Here is a 13,081-nt window from a genome sequence, read left to right as displayed (position 1 = left end):
ATGGATCAATTCCTCGCCTTCGGGATCGTCGGGCTGAGCACCGCCGCTGTCTATGCTGTCATCGGCAGCGGCCTGGTGCTCACCCATACGACGACCGGAATCTTCAACTTCGCGCACGGCGCCGCCGGCATGATGGCGGCGTTCTCGTACTGGCAGCTCACCGCGGGATGGGATGTCCCGGTCCCGATCGCCCTGGCGATCGTGCTGCTGGTACTGGCGCCACTGTCCGGTCTGCTGGTGGAGCGGGCGCTGCGGGCGGTCCAGGGTCTCGGTGACGCGGAGAAACTGGTGATGACGGTCGCGCTGCTGAGCGGGCTCATCGCCACCGCGCGCTGGATCTGGGACCCGATGCAGGCCCGCACCCTGCCCACCTTCTTCGCCGAGACCGAACCCCTCCGGATCGGCTCGGCCACCGTCACCTGGCATCAGGCGCTCACCATGCTGGTAGCGGTCGCCGTCGCGGTGGGTCTGCGGGTGCTGCTGTTCAACACCCGCACCGGGGCGGAGATGCGGGCCACCGTCGACGATCGCGCGCTGGCCGGTCTCACCGGCGCGGACCCGATCCGGGCCAACCGGGTCGCCTGGATACTGGGTATCGAATTGGCCGCCGTGGGCGGCGTTCTCATCGCTCCGACGGTGTCGCTGGACGCCGCCACGCTGTCGCTGCTCATCGTCAGCGCCTACACCGCGGCCATCTTCGGCCGCCTGCGCAGTCTGCCGATGACCTTCGTCGGCGCGATCGTGGTCGGGCTGATGGAGAGCTACCTGACCGGATACCTGCCGCAGAACGAATACCTGCCCGGGCTGCGACTGGCCGCGCCGGCGCTGTTGCTGCTGATCGCGCTGCTGCTCTTCCCGCACGGCCGGTTGCGCGGCCGCGACCGCAAACTCAGCCCGGTGCCCACCCCGTCGCGCGGCGGTGCGCTGTTCTTCGCCGGCGTGATCGCGCTGCTCGGCCTGATGGTCGCCACCACCCTCGGCGAAAGCGATCTGATCGCCTACGGTCCGATGTTCGCCTTCGGCGTCATCGCGCTGTCGTTCGTCCCGCTGTCCGGTTACGCGGGACAGATCTCGCTGGCCCAGCTCAGCATGGCGGGTATCGGTGCCGTCGCCTACGCCCATCTGGCCCCGGACGGTCAGTGGTGGGGGTTGCTCGGAGCGGTACTGATCGCGGCCGTCGCGGGCGCGCTGGTCGCGGTGCCGGCGCTGCGCTTGTCCGGGGTGTATCTCGCCCTGGGCACCGCGGCCTTCGCGGTGATCCTGGACCGGTGGATCTTCACCCTGCCCGCGTTCGAGATCGGCGGCGTGCGGATCGCGTTCTTCGACCAGGGATCGGTGGAAGTGGCCGGAGTGAATCTCTTCGGGCTGAAACTGGACGAGACGGCGCAGATCACCGTCTTCGCGGCGGTCTGCCTGGCACTGGCCACCCTCGGCGTCGCGGTGCTGCGCCGCGGGCGCTTCGGCCGCCGGCTCATCGCCCTGCGCGACAGCGAGGCCGCCTACGCCACCCTCGGCGGCAACCTGCTGCTCGCCAAGGTCGCGGTTTTCGCGCTCGGCGCGGGTCTGGCCGGGCTGGGCGGCGCGCTCTACGGCATGCAGATCGGGTCGGTGACACCGGAACAGTTCAATTTCATGGCCGGTATGCCGATCTTCCTGGTCGCCGTGTTCGCCGGGCTCGGCGCCCTGGGCAACGGGATGTTCGTCGGTGTCGCGCTGTACGGGCCGTTGCTGGCGGTCCCGGTGCTCTTCCCGTCCACCGAGAACCTGATCCATGTGATCCCGGCGCTGGCCGGTATCGCCTTCGGCGGTGGCGTGGTGAGCCACGGCGCCGTGGCGCGGATGCGGGAGGGTTTCGAGGCGGCCATCCGCAACCGGGTGGCCCTGGCCGCCATGATCGGTATCCCGGTGGTGCTGTGGCTGCTGCGGCTGGCCGGCGCCGTAGACGGCTGGATCCTGTTCTGGGGCTCGGTGATCGGTGTCTTCGCGGTCCGGATCCGGGCGAACAACCGGGCACAGCGCGCCGCCGCGAGCGAACCGGATGTACCGGTCGAATGGTGGGGTGTGAAACGCCCGTGGCGAGCCGCGGACAAGGAGGTGCTCGACCATGCCGTCACTGCTGCACGTTAGCGATGTCACCGTCACCTTCGGCGGCCGGCGAGCCCTCGACGGCGCCGGGTTGCGCGCCGAGGCCGGGCAGGTCACCGGACTGATCGGCCCGAACGGAGCGGGGAAGAGCACCCTGTTCGATGTGATCTGCGGATTGCGGCGTCCCGCGGCGGGCCGGGTCCGGCTGGGTGAGAAGGACATCACCCGGCTGGCTCCGGCGCGCCGGGCCCGGCACGGGATGGCGCGCACCTTCCAGCGGCTCGAACTGTTCGGCCGGCTCTCGGTCCGCGACAACCTGCTGGTGGCCGCCGAACTCGGCCCGCACCGGCGGCGCGCCGCGCAGCTCACCGACGAGATCATCGACCGCCTCGAACTGGGCGCCCGCGCGGGCGATCTCGCCGACGCCCTGCCCACCGGCCTGGCCCGGCTCGTCGAAGTGGGCCGGGCGCTGGCCGTGCGGCCCACGCTGCTGCTGCTCGACGAACCCGCTGCCGGGCAGGACAGTACGGAAACGGACCGGTTCGCCGGGCTGCTGCGTTCGGTCGCCGCCGACGGCACCGCAGTGGTGCTGGTCGAACACGATATGGGCCTGGTGATGAACGTCTGCGATCACGTGTACGTCCTGGACCTCGGCACAGTGATCGCCGACGGGACCCCGCAGCGGATCCGCGCCGACGAACAGGTCCTCGCCGCATACCTGGGGGCCGCATGACCACCCTGTTGGAACTACGCGGCGTCCGCGCCGCCTACGACGCGATCACCGTGCTGCACGGTGTCGATCTGAGCGTGCGCGCGGGTGAGGTGGTCGCGCTGCTCGGCCCCAACGGCGCCGGAAAGACCACCACACTCTCGGTCGCGGCCGGGGTGCATCCGGTCGAGGAGGGGGAACTCCACCTCGGCGGCCGGGTGGTGAACGGCGTCGACCCCCGGGACCTGGCACGCGCCGGGGTCTGCCTGATCCCCGAGGGCCGGGGGATCTTCCCGAACCTCACCGTGCGCGACAACCTGCTCATGATGACCTTCACCGGCCGGCCCCGCGCACAGATCGAGGAGATCGCCTTCGCCCGCTTCCCGATCCTGGCCCAGCGGGCCGAACAGACCGCGGGCACGCTCTCCGGCGGTGAACAACAGATGCTGGCGCTGGCGCGTGGGCTGGCCACCGATCCGGCGGTACTGATGCTGGACGAATTGTCCATGGGGCTCGCGCCTCTGGTGGTGGGCCGGCTCTACGAACAGGTCGCCGAGATCGCCCGGCAGGGCATCGCGGTGCTCGTCGTCGAACAGTTCGCCGCCGCCGTACTGGATATCGCCGACTCCGCCGCCGTCCTGGTGCGCGGCCGCGTCGAATATCAGGGCCCGCCCGATCAAGGGCTCCGCAACGAATTGGCCACTCTCTACCTAGGAAGTTCCGCATGACCGAATCGACCCGGGCCGACCGTTTCGTCGCCGAGCTCGCCGAACTGAAGATCCCCGACCCGGCCGCCGGCCGCGGCGCGCTGTGGTTGCGCGCGGGCGGGACACTGCTCGGCCTCGGGCCGGTGGTGACGGTGCTGGCATACCTGATGTCGCACAACACCTCCGACGCGCTGGTCCAGCGCGACGCGCTCGTCATCGCGCTGGCCGGGGTGGCGCTGAGCATCGTGGGGGCGGCGCTGTTCCTGCGCTACTCCCTGACCGGGGTTCTGCGGTACTGGATGGCCCGGCAGTCCTACGACCTGGCCTTGCTGGCCGAGCGGTTGCCCGGGGCCGTCGAGAAGGAGGCCGGTGCGGTCGGGGTGCCACAGCGGTGAGAGCCTGCGGCCCGCCGCGGTGAACCACCCGGGGTAGAGCCGGTGCAGGGGCGGACAGCGAAACGGTCCGCCGCATCGGTGACCCACACCGGGCGTGGGCCGGAACCGCCGGCAGCGACGGCGGTGCGGGTGTACACCGCGGTCGGCCGCGCCGGGCCACCGCGATGGGGCCGGGTGCGCGGCGGCGGTGAGCGGCCCGTACCGGCGACGACGAGAGGGAGTTGATGTGTCCGACGGTATGAGTTTCGAGCTGAGCGAGGATCAGCGGCTGATCCGCGACTCCGTGGCCGAGCTGGCCCGGAAATTCGACGATCAGTACTGGATGGAGAAGGACCGGGAACACGAATTCCCCACCGAGTTCTATCGCGCCATCGCCGACGGCGGCTGGCTGGGACTGTGCATTCCCGAGGAATACGGCGGGCACGGCCTCGGGATCACCGAGGCCTCGATCCTGGCCGAACAGGTGTCGCGGTCGGGCGGTGGAATGAACGCCGCCACCTCGATCCATATGTCGATCTTCGGTATGCAACCGGTGATCGTGCACGGTTCGGAGGAACTGAAACAGCGCACCCTGCCCCGGGTCGCCCGCGGTGACCTGCACGTCTGCTTCGGGGTCACGGAACCGGGCGCGGGCCTGGACACCAGCCGGATCACCACCTTCGCCCGCCGCGACGGCGACCACTACGTGGTCAACGGCCGCAAGGTCTGGATCTCCAAGGCGCTGGAGTCGGAGAAGATCCTGCTGCTGACCCGCACGCGGAAATATGAGGATGTCGAGAAGAAGACCAGCGGTATGACGCTGTTCCTCACCGATATCGACCGCGACCACATCGATATCCGGCCCATCCCGAAGATGGGCCGCAATGCGGTGTCCTCCAACGAGTTGTTCATCGACGATCTGCGGATACCGGTCGAGGACCGGGTGGGGGAGGAGGGCCGCGGGTTCGAATATCTCCTGGACGGCCTGAATCCCGAGCGGATGCTCATCGCGGCCGAAGCGCTCGGGCTGGGCCGGGTCGCGCTGGATCGAGCGGTCCGGTACGCGAACGAGCGTGAGGTCTTCGGGCGGCCGATCGGCAAGAACCAGGGGATCCAGTTCCCACTGGCCGATTCGCTGGCTCGGCTGGACGCCGCCGAACTCGTGCTGCGCAAGGCCACCTGGTTGTACGACCAGGGCAAACCGTGTGGCCGGGAGGCCAATACCGCGAAATATCTCTGCGCGGAGGCGGGTTTCGAGGCCGCCGACCGGGCGATGCAGACGCACGGTGGGATGGGCTATTCGGAGGAGTACCACATCTCCCGGTATTTCCGGGAGTCGCGGGTTATGCGGATCGCACCGATCAGTCAGGAAATGATCCTCAACTATCTGGGGTCGCACGTATTGGGAATGCCGAGGAGTTACTGATGGCAGCGAACAACGGTTTGTTCGATCTGACCGGCCGTACGGCCCTGGTCACCGGGGCGGCGGGCGGTATCGGCTCGGCGGTGGCCCGGGCGTTGGCCGCCCAGGGGGCCGCGGTGCTGGTCACCGACCTCGACGGCGGCGCCGCGGGCGCGGTCGCCGAGAAGATCACCGCCGACGGCGGCACGGCACAGGCGTGCGCCCTGAACGTGGCCGACCCCGATTCCGCGGTGGACGCCGCCCGGCAGGCCGCCGAATTGGGTGGCGGGACGGTCAATATCGTGGTGAACAATGCCGGGGTCACGGCTCCGGCGATGTTCCCGAAGACCACGCCGGACTCCATGCGCGAGATCTTCGATGTGCACGTGCTGGGCACGTTCAACTGCAGTCAGGCCGTACTGCCCTACCTGCCGTCCGACGGCACCGGCCGCATCATCAACGTGACCTCCTCCGCGGGTCTCACCGGCACCCTCGGCCAGGTCAACTATTCCGCCGCCAAGGCCGGGATCATCGGCATCACCAAATCGCTGGCCCGGGAACTGGCCCGGAAGAACATCCTGGTGAACGCGCTCGCGCCGCTGGCCGCGACCCCCATGACCGAAACCATCCGCACCGACGAGAAATTCGCGGAGCAGATGCTCAGCCGGATACCGCTGCGCCGCTGGGCCGAACCCGACGAGGTCGCGGGCGCGTTCGTCTTCCTCGCCTCCGATGCCGCGTCGTTCGTGACCGGCCAGGTGCTGCCGGTCGACGGCGGCATGGTGATGTGATGACCACCGCCGGACCGCTGGCCGGAGTGCTGGTGGTGGCGTTGGAACAGGCGGTATCGGCGCCTATGTGCACCCGCACCCTCGCCGATTTCGGCGCCCGGGTGATCAAGGTGGAGAACCCGGCCGGCGGTGATTTCGCCCGGCACTACGACGATGTGGTGGCGGGCCAGGCGGCCCATTTCGTCTGGGTCAACCGGGGCAAGGAGTCGGTGACCCTCGATCTGAAATCCGACCGGGGTCTGGCGGTGCTGCACGAACTGCTGGCCCGCGCGGATGTGCTGGTGTCGAATCTGGCGCCGGGCGCCACCGCGCGGCTCGGCCTGGCCCCCGCCGACCTGGCCGGACGCCATCCACACCTGATCGCGCTGGAGATAGACGGTTTCGGGGCGGGCGGCCCGCTCTCGCACAAACGCGCCTACGATCTGCTCGTCCAGGCGGAGTCGGGGGTGTGCTCGGTGACCGGGCGCCCGGGCGAACCGGCCAAACCCGGACCGGCGGTGGCGGATGTGACCACGGGACTGTATGCGGCCCTGTCGATCGTGGCCCAGCTGTGCGGACGGTATCGCGAGACCGGGACAGCCGGTGGCTCGATCAGTATCAGCCTCTTCGACACCATGGCCGAGATGATGGGCTATCACCTGAACTACACCCGGCATTCCGGGGTGGAGCAGCAGCCGCTGGGCATGAGCTCGCCCGCGGTAGCGCCCTACGGCGCCTATGCCACCGGGGACGGGCAGACCGTGGTGCTCGGCACCACCAACGACCGGGAGTGGCAGCGGCTGGCCCGGGAGATTCTGGGCCGCCCGGATCTCGCCGGGGACGACCGTTTCCGGAGCAATTCCGACCGCGTGCGCAACCGTGGGGTGCTGGACGAGGCCATCGGTGGCTGGTGTGCCCGGCACACGCTGGCCGAGGTGCAGAAGGCCGCCGACGAGGCCGGTATCGGCAATTCGCGGTACAACACCGCGGCCGAGATGATCGACCATCCGCAACTCGCGGCCCGCGATCGCTGGCGCGCGGTGGACAGTCCCGGCGGCCCGGTGCCCGCCCTGCTGCCGCCGGCCGTGATCCGCGGTTTCGACCCGCCGATGGGCGCGGTGCCGGGTCTGGGCGAGCACACCGACGCCGTGCTGCGGGAACTGGGCCGGTCGGCGGCGGAAATCGAGGAGTTGCGCGCCGATTCGGTGATCGGACCCGGATATCGGGCCGTGGGCGCGGGGGAGCGACAGTGACGAACGGCGAGCCGCCCACCGGCGAACCCGAGCTGCTGGTGGCCGACCGGGCCGGGGTCCGGACGGTGACCCTGAACCGGCCGCACCGCAAGAACGCCATGACCTGGGCGATGTGGCGGGACCTGGCGGATGTGCTGCGCGATACCGGCGGCGATCGGTCCGTGCGTGCGCTGGTGCTCACCGGCGCCGGGGGCGCATTCTGTTCGGGAGCCGATATCTCGGTGCCCGATGCCCGGCACCCGATGGACAAACTGCGGATCTTCACCGATCTCGCCCTGCAACTGCACGAACTGCCGATCCCCACCGTCGCGAAGGTGACCGGTGTGGCGGTCGGCGCCGGATGGAATCTCGCCCTGGGCTGCGATCTGGTGGTCGCCACCCCGGAAGCCAGATTCGCGCAGATCTTCGCGCGGCGCGGTCTGTCGGTGGATCTCGGCGGTTCCTGGTTGCTGCCGAAACTGGTCGGCCTGCAGCAGGCCAAACGCCTGGCCCTGCTGGCCGAGACCGTCGACGCCGCCCGCGCCGAAGCACTGGGACTGGTCACCTGGGTGATCGCCGCCGCCGAGATAGACGCGTTCACCGCGGATCTCGCGGATCGGCTGGCGGCCGGGCCGCCGGTCGCGCTGGCGCAGACCAAGGCCTTGCTGAACGAGGGTGCAGACTCGACATTACGAGAGGCTCTGGCCGGCGAGGCCCGGGCCCAGGGAGTCAATTTCGCCACCGCCGACGCGCCGGAGGCGTACGCGGCCTTCGCCGGGAATCGCGCACCGCGTTTCACCGGCGCCTGGTCGCTGCCCCCGGCCGGCGGCGAGAAAGAGAGCGGGTAGATGCGGGAAGCGGTGATCGCCGGCGCGGTGCGCACACCGGTCGGCAAACGGAAGGGTGGCCTGTCGAGTGTGCATGCCGCCGACCTGTCCGCGGTGGTGCTGCGGGCCCTCGTCGAACGCACCGGCGTCGACCCGGCGCTGATCGACGATGTGGTGTGGGGGTGTGTGTCCCAGGTCGGCGATCAGTCGAGCAATATCGGCCGGTATGCGATACTGGCCGCCGGCTGGCCCGAATCCATCCCCGGGACCACGGTGAACCGGGCTTGCGGATCGAGTCAGCAGGCCTTGGATTTCGCGGCGCAGGCGGTGCTGTCGGGTCAGCAGGATCTGGTGGTGGCCGGCGGGGTCGAGGTGATGAGCCGGGTGCCGCTGGGCGCCGCCCGCGCGACCGGACAGCCGTACGGCCCGGCGGTGCTGGCCCGTTACGACGATTTCTCCTTCAACCAGGGGATCTCGGCCGAACTCGTCGCCCGGAAATGGGGTTTCACCCGGACGGTACTCGACGAGTACTCCGCGCGATCGCACGAGCTGGCGGCCGCCGCCCAGGACCGGGGCGCGTTCGAGGAGCAGATCGTCGCGGTCGACGCGCCCGCGGGGGAGACCACCGAGGGTGGAGAGGTCACCGCCGACGAGGGGATCCGCCGCGGTACCACCGCCGAGAAGCTGGCGAATCTGAAACCGGCGTTCCAGGACGACGGCGTCATCCACGCGGGTAATTCCTCCCAGATCTCCGACGGCGCCGCGGCCCTGCTGGTCACCACTCCAGAGAAGGCCGCCGAACTCGGCCTGACCCCGCTCGTGCGCTACCGCGCGGGTGTGGTGGCGGGCGCCGACCCGGTGCTCATGCTCACCGGTCCCATCCCGGCGACCGAGAAGGTACTGCGCAGAACCGGGCTCACGGTCGCCGATATCGGGATCTTCGAGGTCAACGAGGCGTTCGCGCCGGTCCCGCTGGCGTGGCAGGCCGAAACCGGTGCCGACCCGGAGCGGCTCAACCCGCTGGGTGGCGCCATCGCGCTCGGGCATCCGCTCGGGGGTTCGGGCGCGGTGCTCATGACCAGGATGATCCATCACATGCGGGACCACGGGATCCGCTTCGGCCTGCAAACCATGTGCGAGGGCGGCGGCACCGCCAATGCCACCGTCGTCGAACTCGTCTCCTAGGAAGAACATGCGTCGCGATCTGTTCACCGCCGACCACGAAGCGTTCCGGGATCTGGCGCGCGAGTTCATCGAGAAGGAGGTGGTGCCCCGGTACCCGGACTGGGAGAAGCAGGGGCAGCTGCCCCGCGAGGTGTTCCGGCGGCTGGGTGAACTCGGTCTGCTCGGTACCGCGATCCCGGAAGAGTACGGCGGGATGGGGGTCCGGGACTACCGGTACAACGTGGTGTTGCAGGAGGAGGCCCAGCGGGCGCTGGTGACGCTCGGTACCGTGCGCACCCAGCTCGACGTGATCCTGCCGTACTTCCTCGGGTACGCCGACGCGGCGCAGCGGCAACGGTGGTTTCCCGGCCTCGCCGACGGGAGCCTGCTCACCGCGATCGCCATGACCGAGCCGGGCACCGGTTCCGATCTCGCCGGTATCCGCACCACCGCGGTCCGCGACGGCGACGACTATGTGCTCAACGGGGCGAAAACATTCATTACCGGCGGTCTGCTCGCCGATCTGGTGATCGTGGTGGCCCGCACCGCGACCGATCCGGACAACCGGCGTGCGGGCCTGACCCTGCTGGTGGTGGAGGACGGGATGCCCGGTTTCGCGCGTGGCCGGGTCCTGGACAAGATGGGATGCAAGGTGCAGGACACGGTGGAGCTGTCGTTCACCGATGTGCGGGTACCGGTGGCCAACAAGCTTGGCGAGGAGGGTGCCGCCTTCGGGTATCTCGGGCACAACCTGCCCCAGGAGCGGATGACGGTGGCGGTGGGGTCGGTGGCGCAGGCGCGGGCGGCGCTGCACGCCACCATCGATTACGTCAAGGAGCGCAAGGCATTCGGGACGCCGGTGGCGTCGTTCCAGAACACGAAATTCGAACTCGCCGCGATCTCCGCCGAGATCGAGGCCGGGCAGACCCTGGTGGATCGCGCGGTGCGGGATCTGGTGGACGGGCAGCTCTCCGGTGCCGACGCCGCCCGGGTGAAACTGTTCGCCACCGAGACCCAGGCCCGGGTCGTGGATCGGTGCCTGCAGTTGTTCGGCGGTTACGGCTACATGATGGAGTATCCGATCGCCCGGCTCTACACCGATGCCCGGGTCGCGCGGATCTACGCCGGGACCAGCGAGGTCATGAAAGTTATCATTGCCAAAGACCTTGGTTTGTGATGTATAGCACACTTAATAATTCGATGAGACGTGCATCACATATGGCCGTTCGACCCTACTGTTTCAGCAGTTGGTTTATCGAACGGAGTACCCGGTGATCGGTTCACGGGATGAACGCAGTGCGGCTGATTGCCCTCCGGACTCCGAAACCATGGTCGGCCCGGGGCTACGTCCGGTCCACTTCATGCGCGCGCACGCCCGCCGCCACCCGCTGCGCCACCGGCTGGCGATCGTCGCGCCGAACACCGTGGACGCGGTGCGGTATGCGGGCGGGTTCATCTTCGACCGCATGATGGGCGGCTGGGAGGTGGTCGCCGTGCTCACCGAACACGACGATGTGCGCCCGCTCGAGATCCTCGGCGCGACCGTACTGGACCTCACCACCGCCATGGCCTCACCCGTGCACGACACCTGGCCGGAGAGCGTGCTGCTGGCGCCGGACGTCTTCGTCTCGAACGAATGGGTCCGCAAAGGCGCCATCGACTGCCTGGACAAGGGGCTGGCCGAACTCGCGGTCTGGGGCGACGAGCTGCCCGCCGAACTCGCGTGCCGGGTCCTGTCCGCCCATCACCCCCTCAGTTCCGCGGCCCGGGCATTCAAACGATGCGCCCTCGGGGCGGCCGGGGTGCCGGAACAGGTCCGCGAGGATATCGAGGTCTTCCACAGCGGTGAGGTCCTGCTGGCCGATCTTCGTGGCCGCCAGGCCCTGGTCCGCGCGGTCTGAACCACGCGGACCGAGGTCCGGTGAGACGGGTCAGGAACGCCCTGCGAGGAACCGTTCGGCGAATGCGGAAAGCTCGTCCTGTTGTTCGGCCGGATCGGTGGCCGTAGCGCTCACGACCACCCGGGTCACCCCCTGGGCCGTGAAGGCGGCCAATCGCTCGTCGGTCATATCCAGCCCGCTCCACCGTGTGTACTCGAGCAGATCGGGATCGCGTCCCGCCTCCGCCGCGGTCGTGCGGGCCAGTTCCCACTGCGCCGCGCGTTCGTCCGGGAGCAGCGCCCCACCCGCGAAGTACCCGTCGCCGCGCAGCCCGGCCCGGCGCGCGGCGGCCGTGCTCGAACCACCGATGTGAACGGGCAAGGTGGTCGACTCGTGGGGCTTCGGGAATTGGACCAGGTTCTCGAAATCGAAGAATTCGCCGTGATAGCTCACCCCCTCCTCGCCGCCGGACCACAGCAACCGCAGCACATCGATCGCCTCGTCGGCACGTCGTCCGCGCGTACGGAAATCGACTCCGGCCGCGGACGCCTCGGCCGACAGGGTGCCCAGTCCGACGGACAGCAGCCGCATCCGCCCCTTCGACAGCACATCGATCGTCGCCAGCTGCTTGGCCAGCACGACCGGATGCCGATAGGGCAGCAGCAGGACCCCGGTCCCGAGTAGCAGCCGGTCGGTGACCGCGGCGACGAAGGCGAGAGTGTCCAGCGGGTCGGTGAAGGGCAGGCCGGGCGGCACCTCGACATTGTGTAGTTTCGCCCCGGGATACAGAACCAGATGTTCGGGCAGGTACAGCCCTTCGAATCCACAGGCCTCGGCGTGCCGCGCGTAGGCGGCGAGGCGATCCGGATCCGCACCGAAATGGGCGGTGCTGTAACTGACGGCGAACTTCATCGTGTTCCTTCCGATGCCCGAGCTGCGGGCCGGCCGACCTGCCCGCGGAATTCCCGCGGCGTCTCGTCGTCGACGACCTCAGCGGAAGAACCTGTCCGGCCGCCGCGAAAATTCCTGCCCGGCACTCTGACTCCCTGGCCTCCACCGCCCCGCCTTCGTCATCGGTGGCACTGCCCAAACGGTACTGTCCTGGGCCGGTGGGGACCTCTCGGTCACCCGCGACCGCCTCGTCGAGGACATCACCGCGCTCTGGATGATGCTGGAGCGCGACGCCACCGGGCTGGCTCGCTCTCGGCTCTCCGGGCCCACCGCCGCCCCGGAGTGACGCCGTATCCACCGCAGGGTTCTTCCGGGCAGGTGAGTGCGACAGGCCGGGGCGGTCGGTGCGGGTAGTAGGAAGTGCCGGCGGAGCCGGGCGGTGACCGGCTCGGGCCGCCGGGTCAGATGCGAGTCATGGTCGAGGTGTATCCACCGCCGCCGGGGTAGACCCATCCGCCGGTGACGGTGGTGCCGTCGGCGTCGAAGGTGCCCCGGTAGTAGGCCGGGCTGCCCTTCGCACCGGCCCAGATGGTGAGTATGTCGCCGATCAGTTCGTAGACGTAGTCGAAGGTGTTGCCGACCGAGTCGTAGTACCGCGATGTCACATCGGGGCCGGTCGGTTCGCCGAACGGGCGCAGGTTGCCGATCACCTCCATGCCGGTGACGGGCTCGCCGTGCTGGGTGAGGTCGATGTGCTGGAGTAGGAAGAACCGCCCGGGCATCCATTCGTAGCGCACGGTTCCTTCCGCGCCGCCGCTGACCTTCCAGGTGCCGACCAGGCGGTTCAGCGCCTGCAGTTCGGGGGTGGGCTGCTGGGTGTCGATCATTTTCGTCCTCCTGTGTGGGTCGTTCGCTGCTACCTCGGAGTCGTTCCGCCGGCTTCGACACTCAGCAGATGTGATGTGAGTCACTTCTTCGGAGGTCGAGATCTGGCCGGTGGCTCCGAGGTAGCAGCGACAACCCATTACGAGGAAGGACTC

General features: G+C 69.1%; 13 protein-coding genes. 11 read left to right on the top strand and 2 right to left on the bottom strand.

Annotated features, from left to right (window positions below):
• From NF4_RS29215 to NF4_RS29165, 11 genes are all read left to right on the top strand, one after another.
• A complete protein-coding gene (locus tag NF4_RS29215; RefSeq protein ID WP_063130608.1) occupies positions 1-2,127 on the top strand; it encodes a branched-chain amino acid ABC transporter permease in 2,127 nt (708 codons plus the stop codon).
• Entirely contained in the window at positions 2,105-2,818 is a 714-nt protein-coding gene (locus NF4_RS29210) for an ABC transporter ATP-binding protein (protein WP_063130607.1), read from the top strand. Before NF4_RS29215 ends, NF4_RS29210 begins: the two co-directional genes overlap by 23 nt.
• A complete protein-coding gene (locus NF4_RS29205; RefSeq protein ID WP_063130606.1) occupies positions 2,815-3,522 on the top strand; it encodes an ABC transporter ATP-binding protein in 708 nt (235 codons plus the stop codon). The genes NF4_RS29210 and NF4_RS29205 overlap by 4 nt, the downstream gene beginning before the upstream one ends.
• Positions 3,519-3,896, top strand: a complete 378-nt coding sequence (locus NF4_RS29200) for a hypothetical protein (protein ID WP_063130605.1) — start codon at positions 3,519-3,521, stop codon at positions 3,894-3,896. The genes NF4_RS29205 and NF4_RS29200 overlap by 4 nt, the downstream gene beginning before the upstream one ends.
• Positions 3,897-4,134: 238 nt before the next feature.
• Entirely contained in the window at positions 4,135-5,301 is a 1,167-nt protein-coding gene (locus NF4_RS29195) for an acyl-CoA dehydrogenase family protein (RefSeq protein ID WP_063130738.1), read from the top strand.
• Positions 5,301-6,068, top strand: a complete 768-nt coding sequence (locus tag NF4_RS29190) for an SDR family NAD(P)-dependent oxidoreductase (protein ID WP_063130604.1) — start codon at positions 5,301-5,303, stop codon at positions 6,066-6,068. Before NF4_RS29195 ends, NF4_RS29190 begins: the two co-directional genes overlap by 1 nt.
• Entirely contained in the window at positions 6,068-7,300 is a 1,233-nt protein-coding gene (locus NF4_RS29185; protein WP_063130603.1) for a CaiB/BaiF CoA transferase family protein, read from the top strand. Before NF4_RS29190 ends, NF4_RS29185 begins: the two co-directional genes overlap by 1 nt.
• Positions 7,297-8,127: an enoyl-CoA hydratase/isomerase family protein gene (locus NF4_RS29180; protein ID WP_063130602.1), complete on the top strand. Its 831-nt coding sequence runs from the start codon at positions 7,297-7,299 to the stop codon at positions 8,125-8,127. The genes NF4_RS29185 and NF4_RS29180 overlap by 4 nt, the downstream gene beginning before the upstream one ends.
• Positions 8,128-9,291 carry a thiolase family protein gene (locus NF4_RS29175; protein WP_063130601.1) on the top strand — a complete coding sequence of 388 codons (1,164 nt, stop codon included), beginning with the start codon at positions 8,128-8,130 and terminating at the stop codon, positions 9,289-9,291. It abuts the gene before it with no gap.
• Between the two features lie 7 nt (positions 9,292-9,298).
• The gene (locus tag NF4_RS29170; RefSeq protein WP_063130600.1) at positions 9,299-10,447 is read left to right on the top strand and encodes an acyl-CoA dehydrogenase family protein; all 1,149 of its coding nucleotides are present in this window, start codon (positions 9,299-9,301) and stop codon (positions 10,445-10,447) included.
• 184 nt (positions 10,448-10,631) lie between these two features.
• The gene (locus NF4_RS29165) at positions 10,632-11,171 is read left to right on the top strand and encodes a hypothetical protein (protein ID WP_157120664.1); all 540 of its coding nucleotides are present in this window, start codon (positions 10,632-10,634) and stop codon (positions 11,169-11,171) included.
• Positions 11,172-11,201: 30 nt separating this feature from the next.
• Here NF4_RS29165 and NF4_RS29160 read toward each other — a convergent pair whose 3' ends face one another.
• Both NF4_RS29160 and NF4_RS29155 read right to left on the bottom strand, forming a co-directional pair.
• The gene (locus NF4_RS29160; protein WP_063130598.1) at positions 11,202-12,062 is read right to left on the bottom strand and encodes a TIGR03619 family F420-dependent LLM class oxidoreductase; all 861 of its coding nucleotides are present in this window, start codon (positions 12,060-12,062) and stop codon (positions 11,202-11,204) included.
• Between the two features lie 440 nt (positions 12,063-12,502).
• The gene (locus tag NF4_RS29155) at positions 12,503-12,928 is read right to left on the bottom strand and encodes a hypothetical protein (protein ID WP_063130597.1); all 426 of its coding nucleotides are present in this window, start codon (positions 12,926-12,928) and stop codon (positions 12,503-12,505) included.
• Positions 12,929-13,081 lie beyond the last annotated feature (153 nt).

It is taken from the genome of Nocardia fusca NBRC 14340 (genome assembly GCF_001618425.1).
GTDB lineage: Bacteria > Actinomycetota > Actinomycetes > Mycobacteriales > Mycobacteriaceae > Nocardia > Nocardia fusca.
This window is presented reverse-complemented; position numbering and strand designations above follow the sequence as displayed.

Bases quoted from the DNA above. Each gene is read 5' to 3' on its own strand.
- NF4_RS29215 (WP_063130608.1), top strand. From the start codon at position 1: ATGGATCAATTCCTCGCCTTCGGGATCGTCGGGCTGAGCACCGCCGCT.
- NF4_RS29210 (WP_063130607.1), top strand. From the start codon at position 2,105: ATGCCGTCACTGCTGCACGTTAGCGATGTCACCGTCACCTTCGGCGGC.
- NF4_RS29205 (WP_063130606.1), top strand. From the start codon at position 2,815: ATGACCACCCTGTTGGAACTACGCGGCGTCCGCGCCGCCTACGACGCG.
- NF4_RS29200 (WP_063130605.1), top strand. From the start codon at position 3,519: ATGACCGAATCGACCCGGGCCGACCGTTTCGTCGCCGAGCTCGCCGAA.
- NF4_RS29195 (WP_063130738.1), top strand. From the start codon at position 4,135: ATGAGTTTCGAGCTGAGCGAGGATCAGCGGCTGATCCGCGACTCCGTG.
- NF4_RS29190 (WP_063130604.1), top strand. From the start codon at position 5,301: ATGGCAGCGAACAACGGTTTGTTCGATCTGACCGGCCGTACGGCCCTG.
- NF4_RS29185 (WP_063130603.1), top strand. From the start codon at position 6,068: ATGACCACCGCCGGACCGCTGGCCGGAGTGCTGGTGGTGGCGTTGGAA.
- NF4_RS29175 (WP_063130601.1), top strand. From the start codon at position 8,128: ATGCGGGAAGCGGTGATCGCCGGCGCGGTGCGCACACCGGTCGGCAAA.
- NF4_RS29170 (WP_063130600.1), top strand. From the start codon at position 9,299: ATGCGTCGCGATCTGTTCACCGCCGACCACGAAGCGTTCCGGGATCTG.
- NF4_RS29165 (WP_157120664.1), top strand. From the start codon at position 10,632: ATGCGCGCGCACGCCCGCCGCCACCCGCTGCGCCACCGGCTGGCGATC.
- NF4_RS29160 (WP_063130598.1), bottom strand. From the start codon at position 12,062: ATGAAGTTCGCCGTCAGTTACAGCACCGCCCATTTCGGTGCGGATCCG.
- NF4_RS29155 (WP_063130597.1), bottom strand. From the start codon at position 12,928: ATGATCGACACCCAGCAGCCCACCCCCGAACTGCAGGCGCTGAACCGC.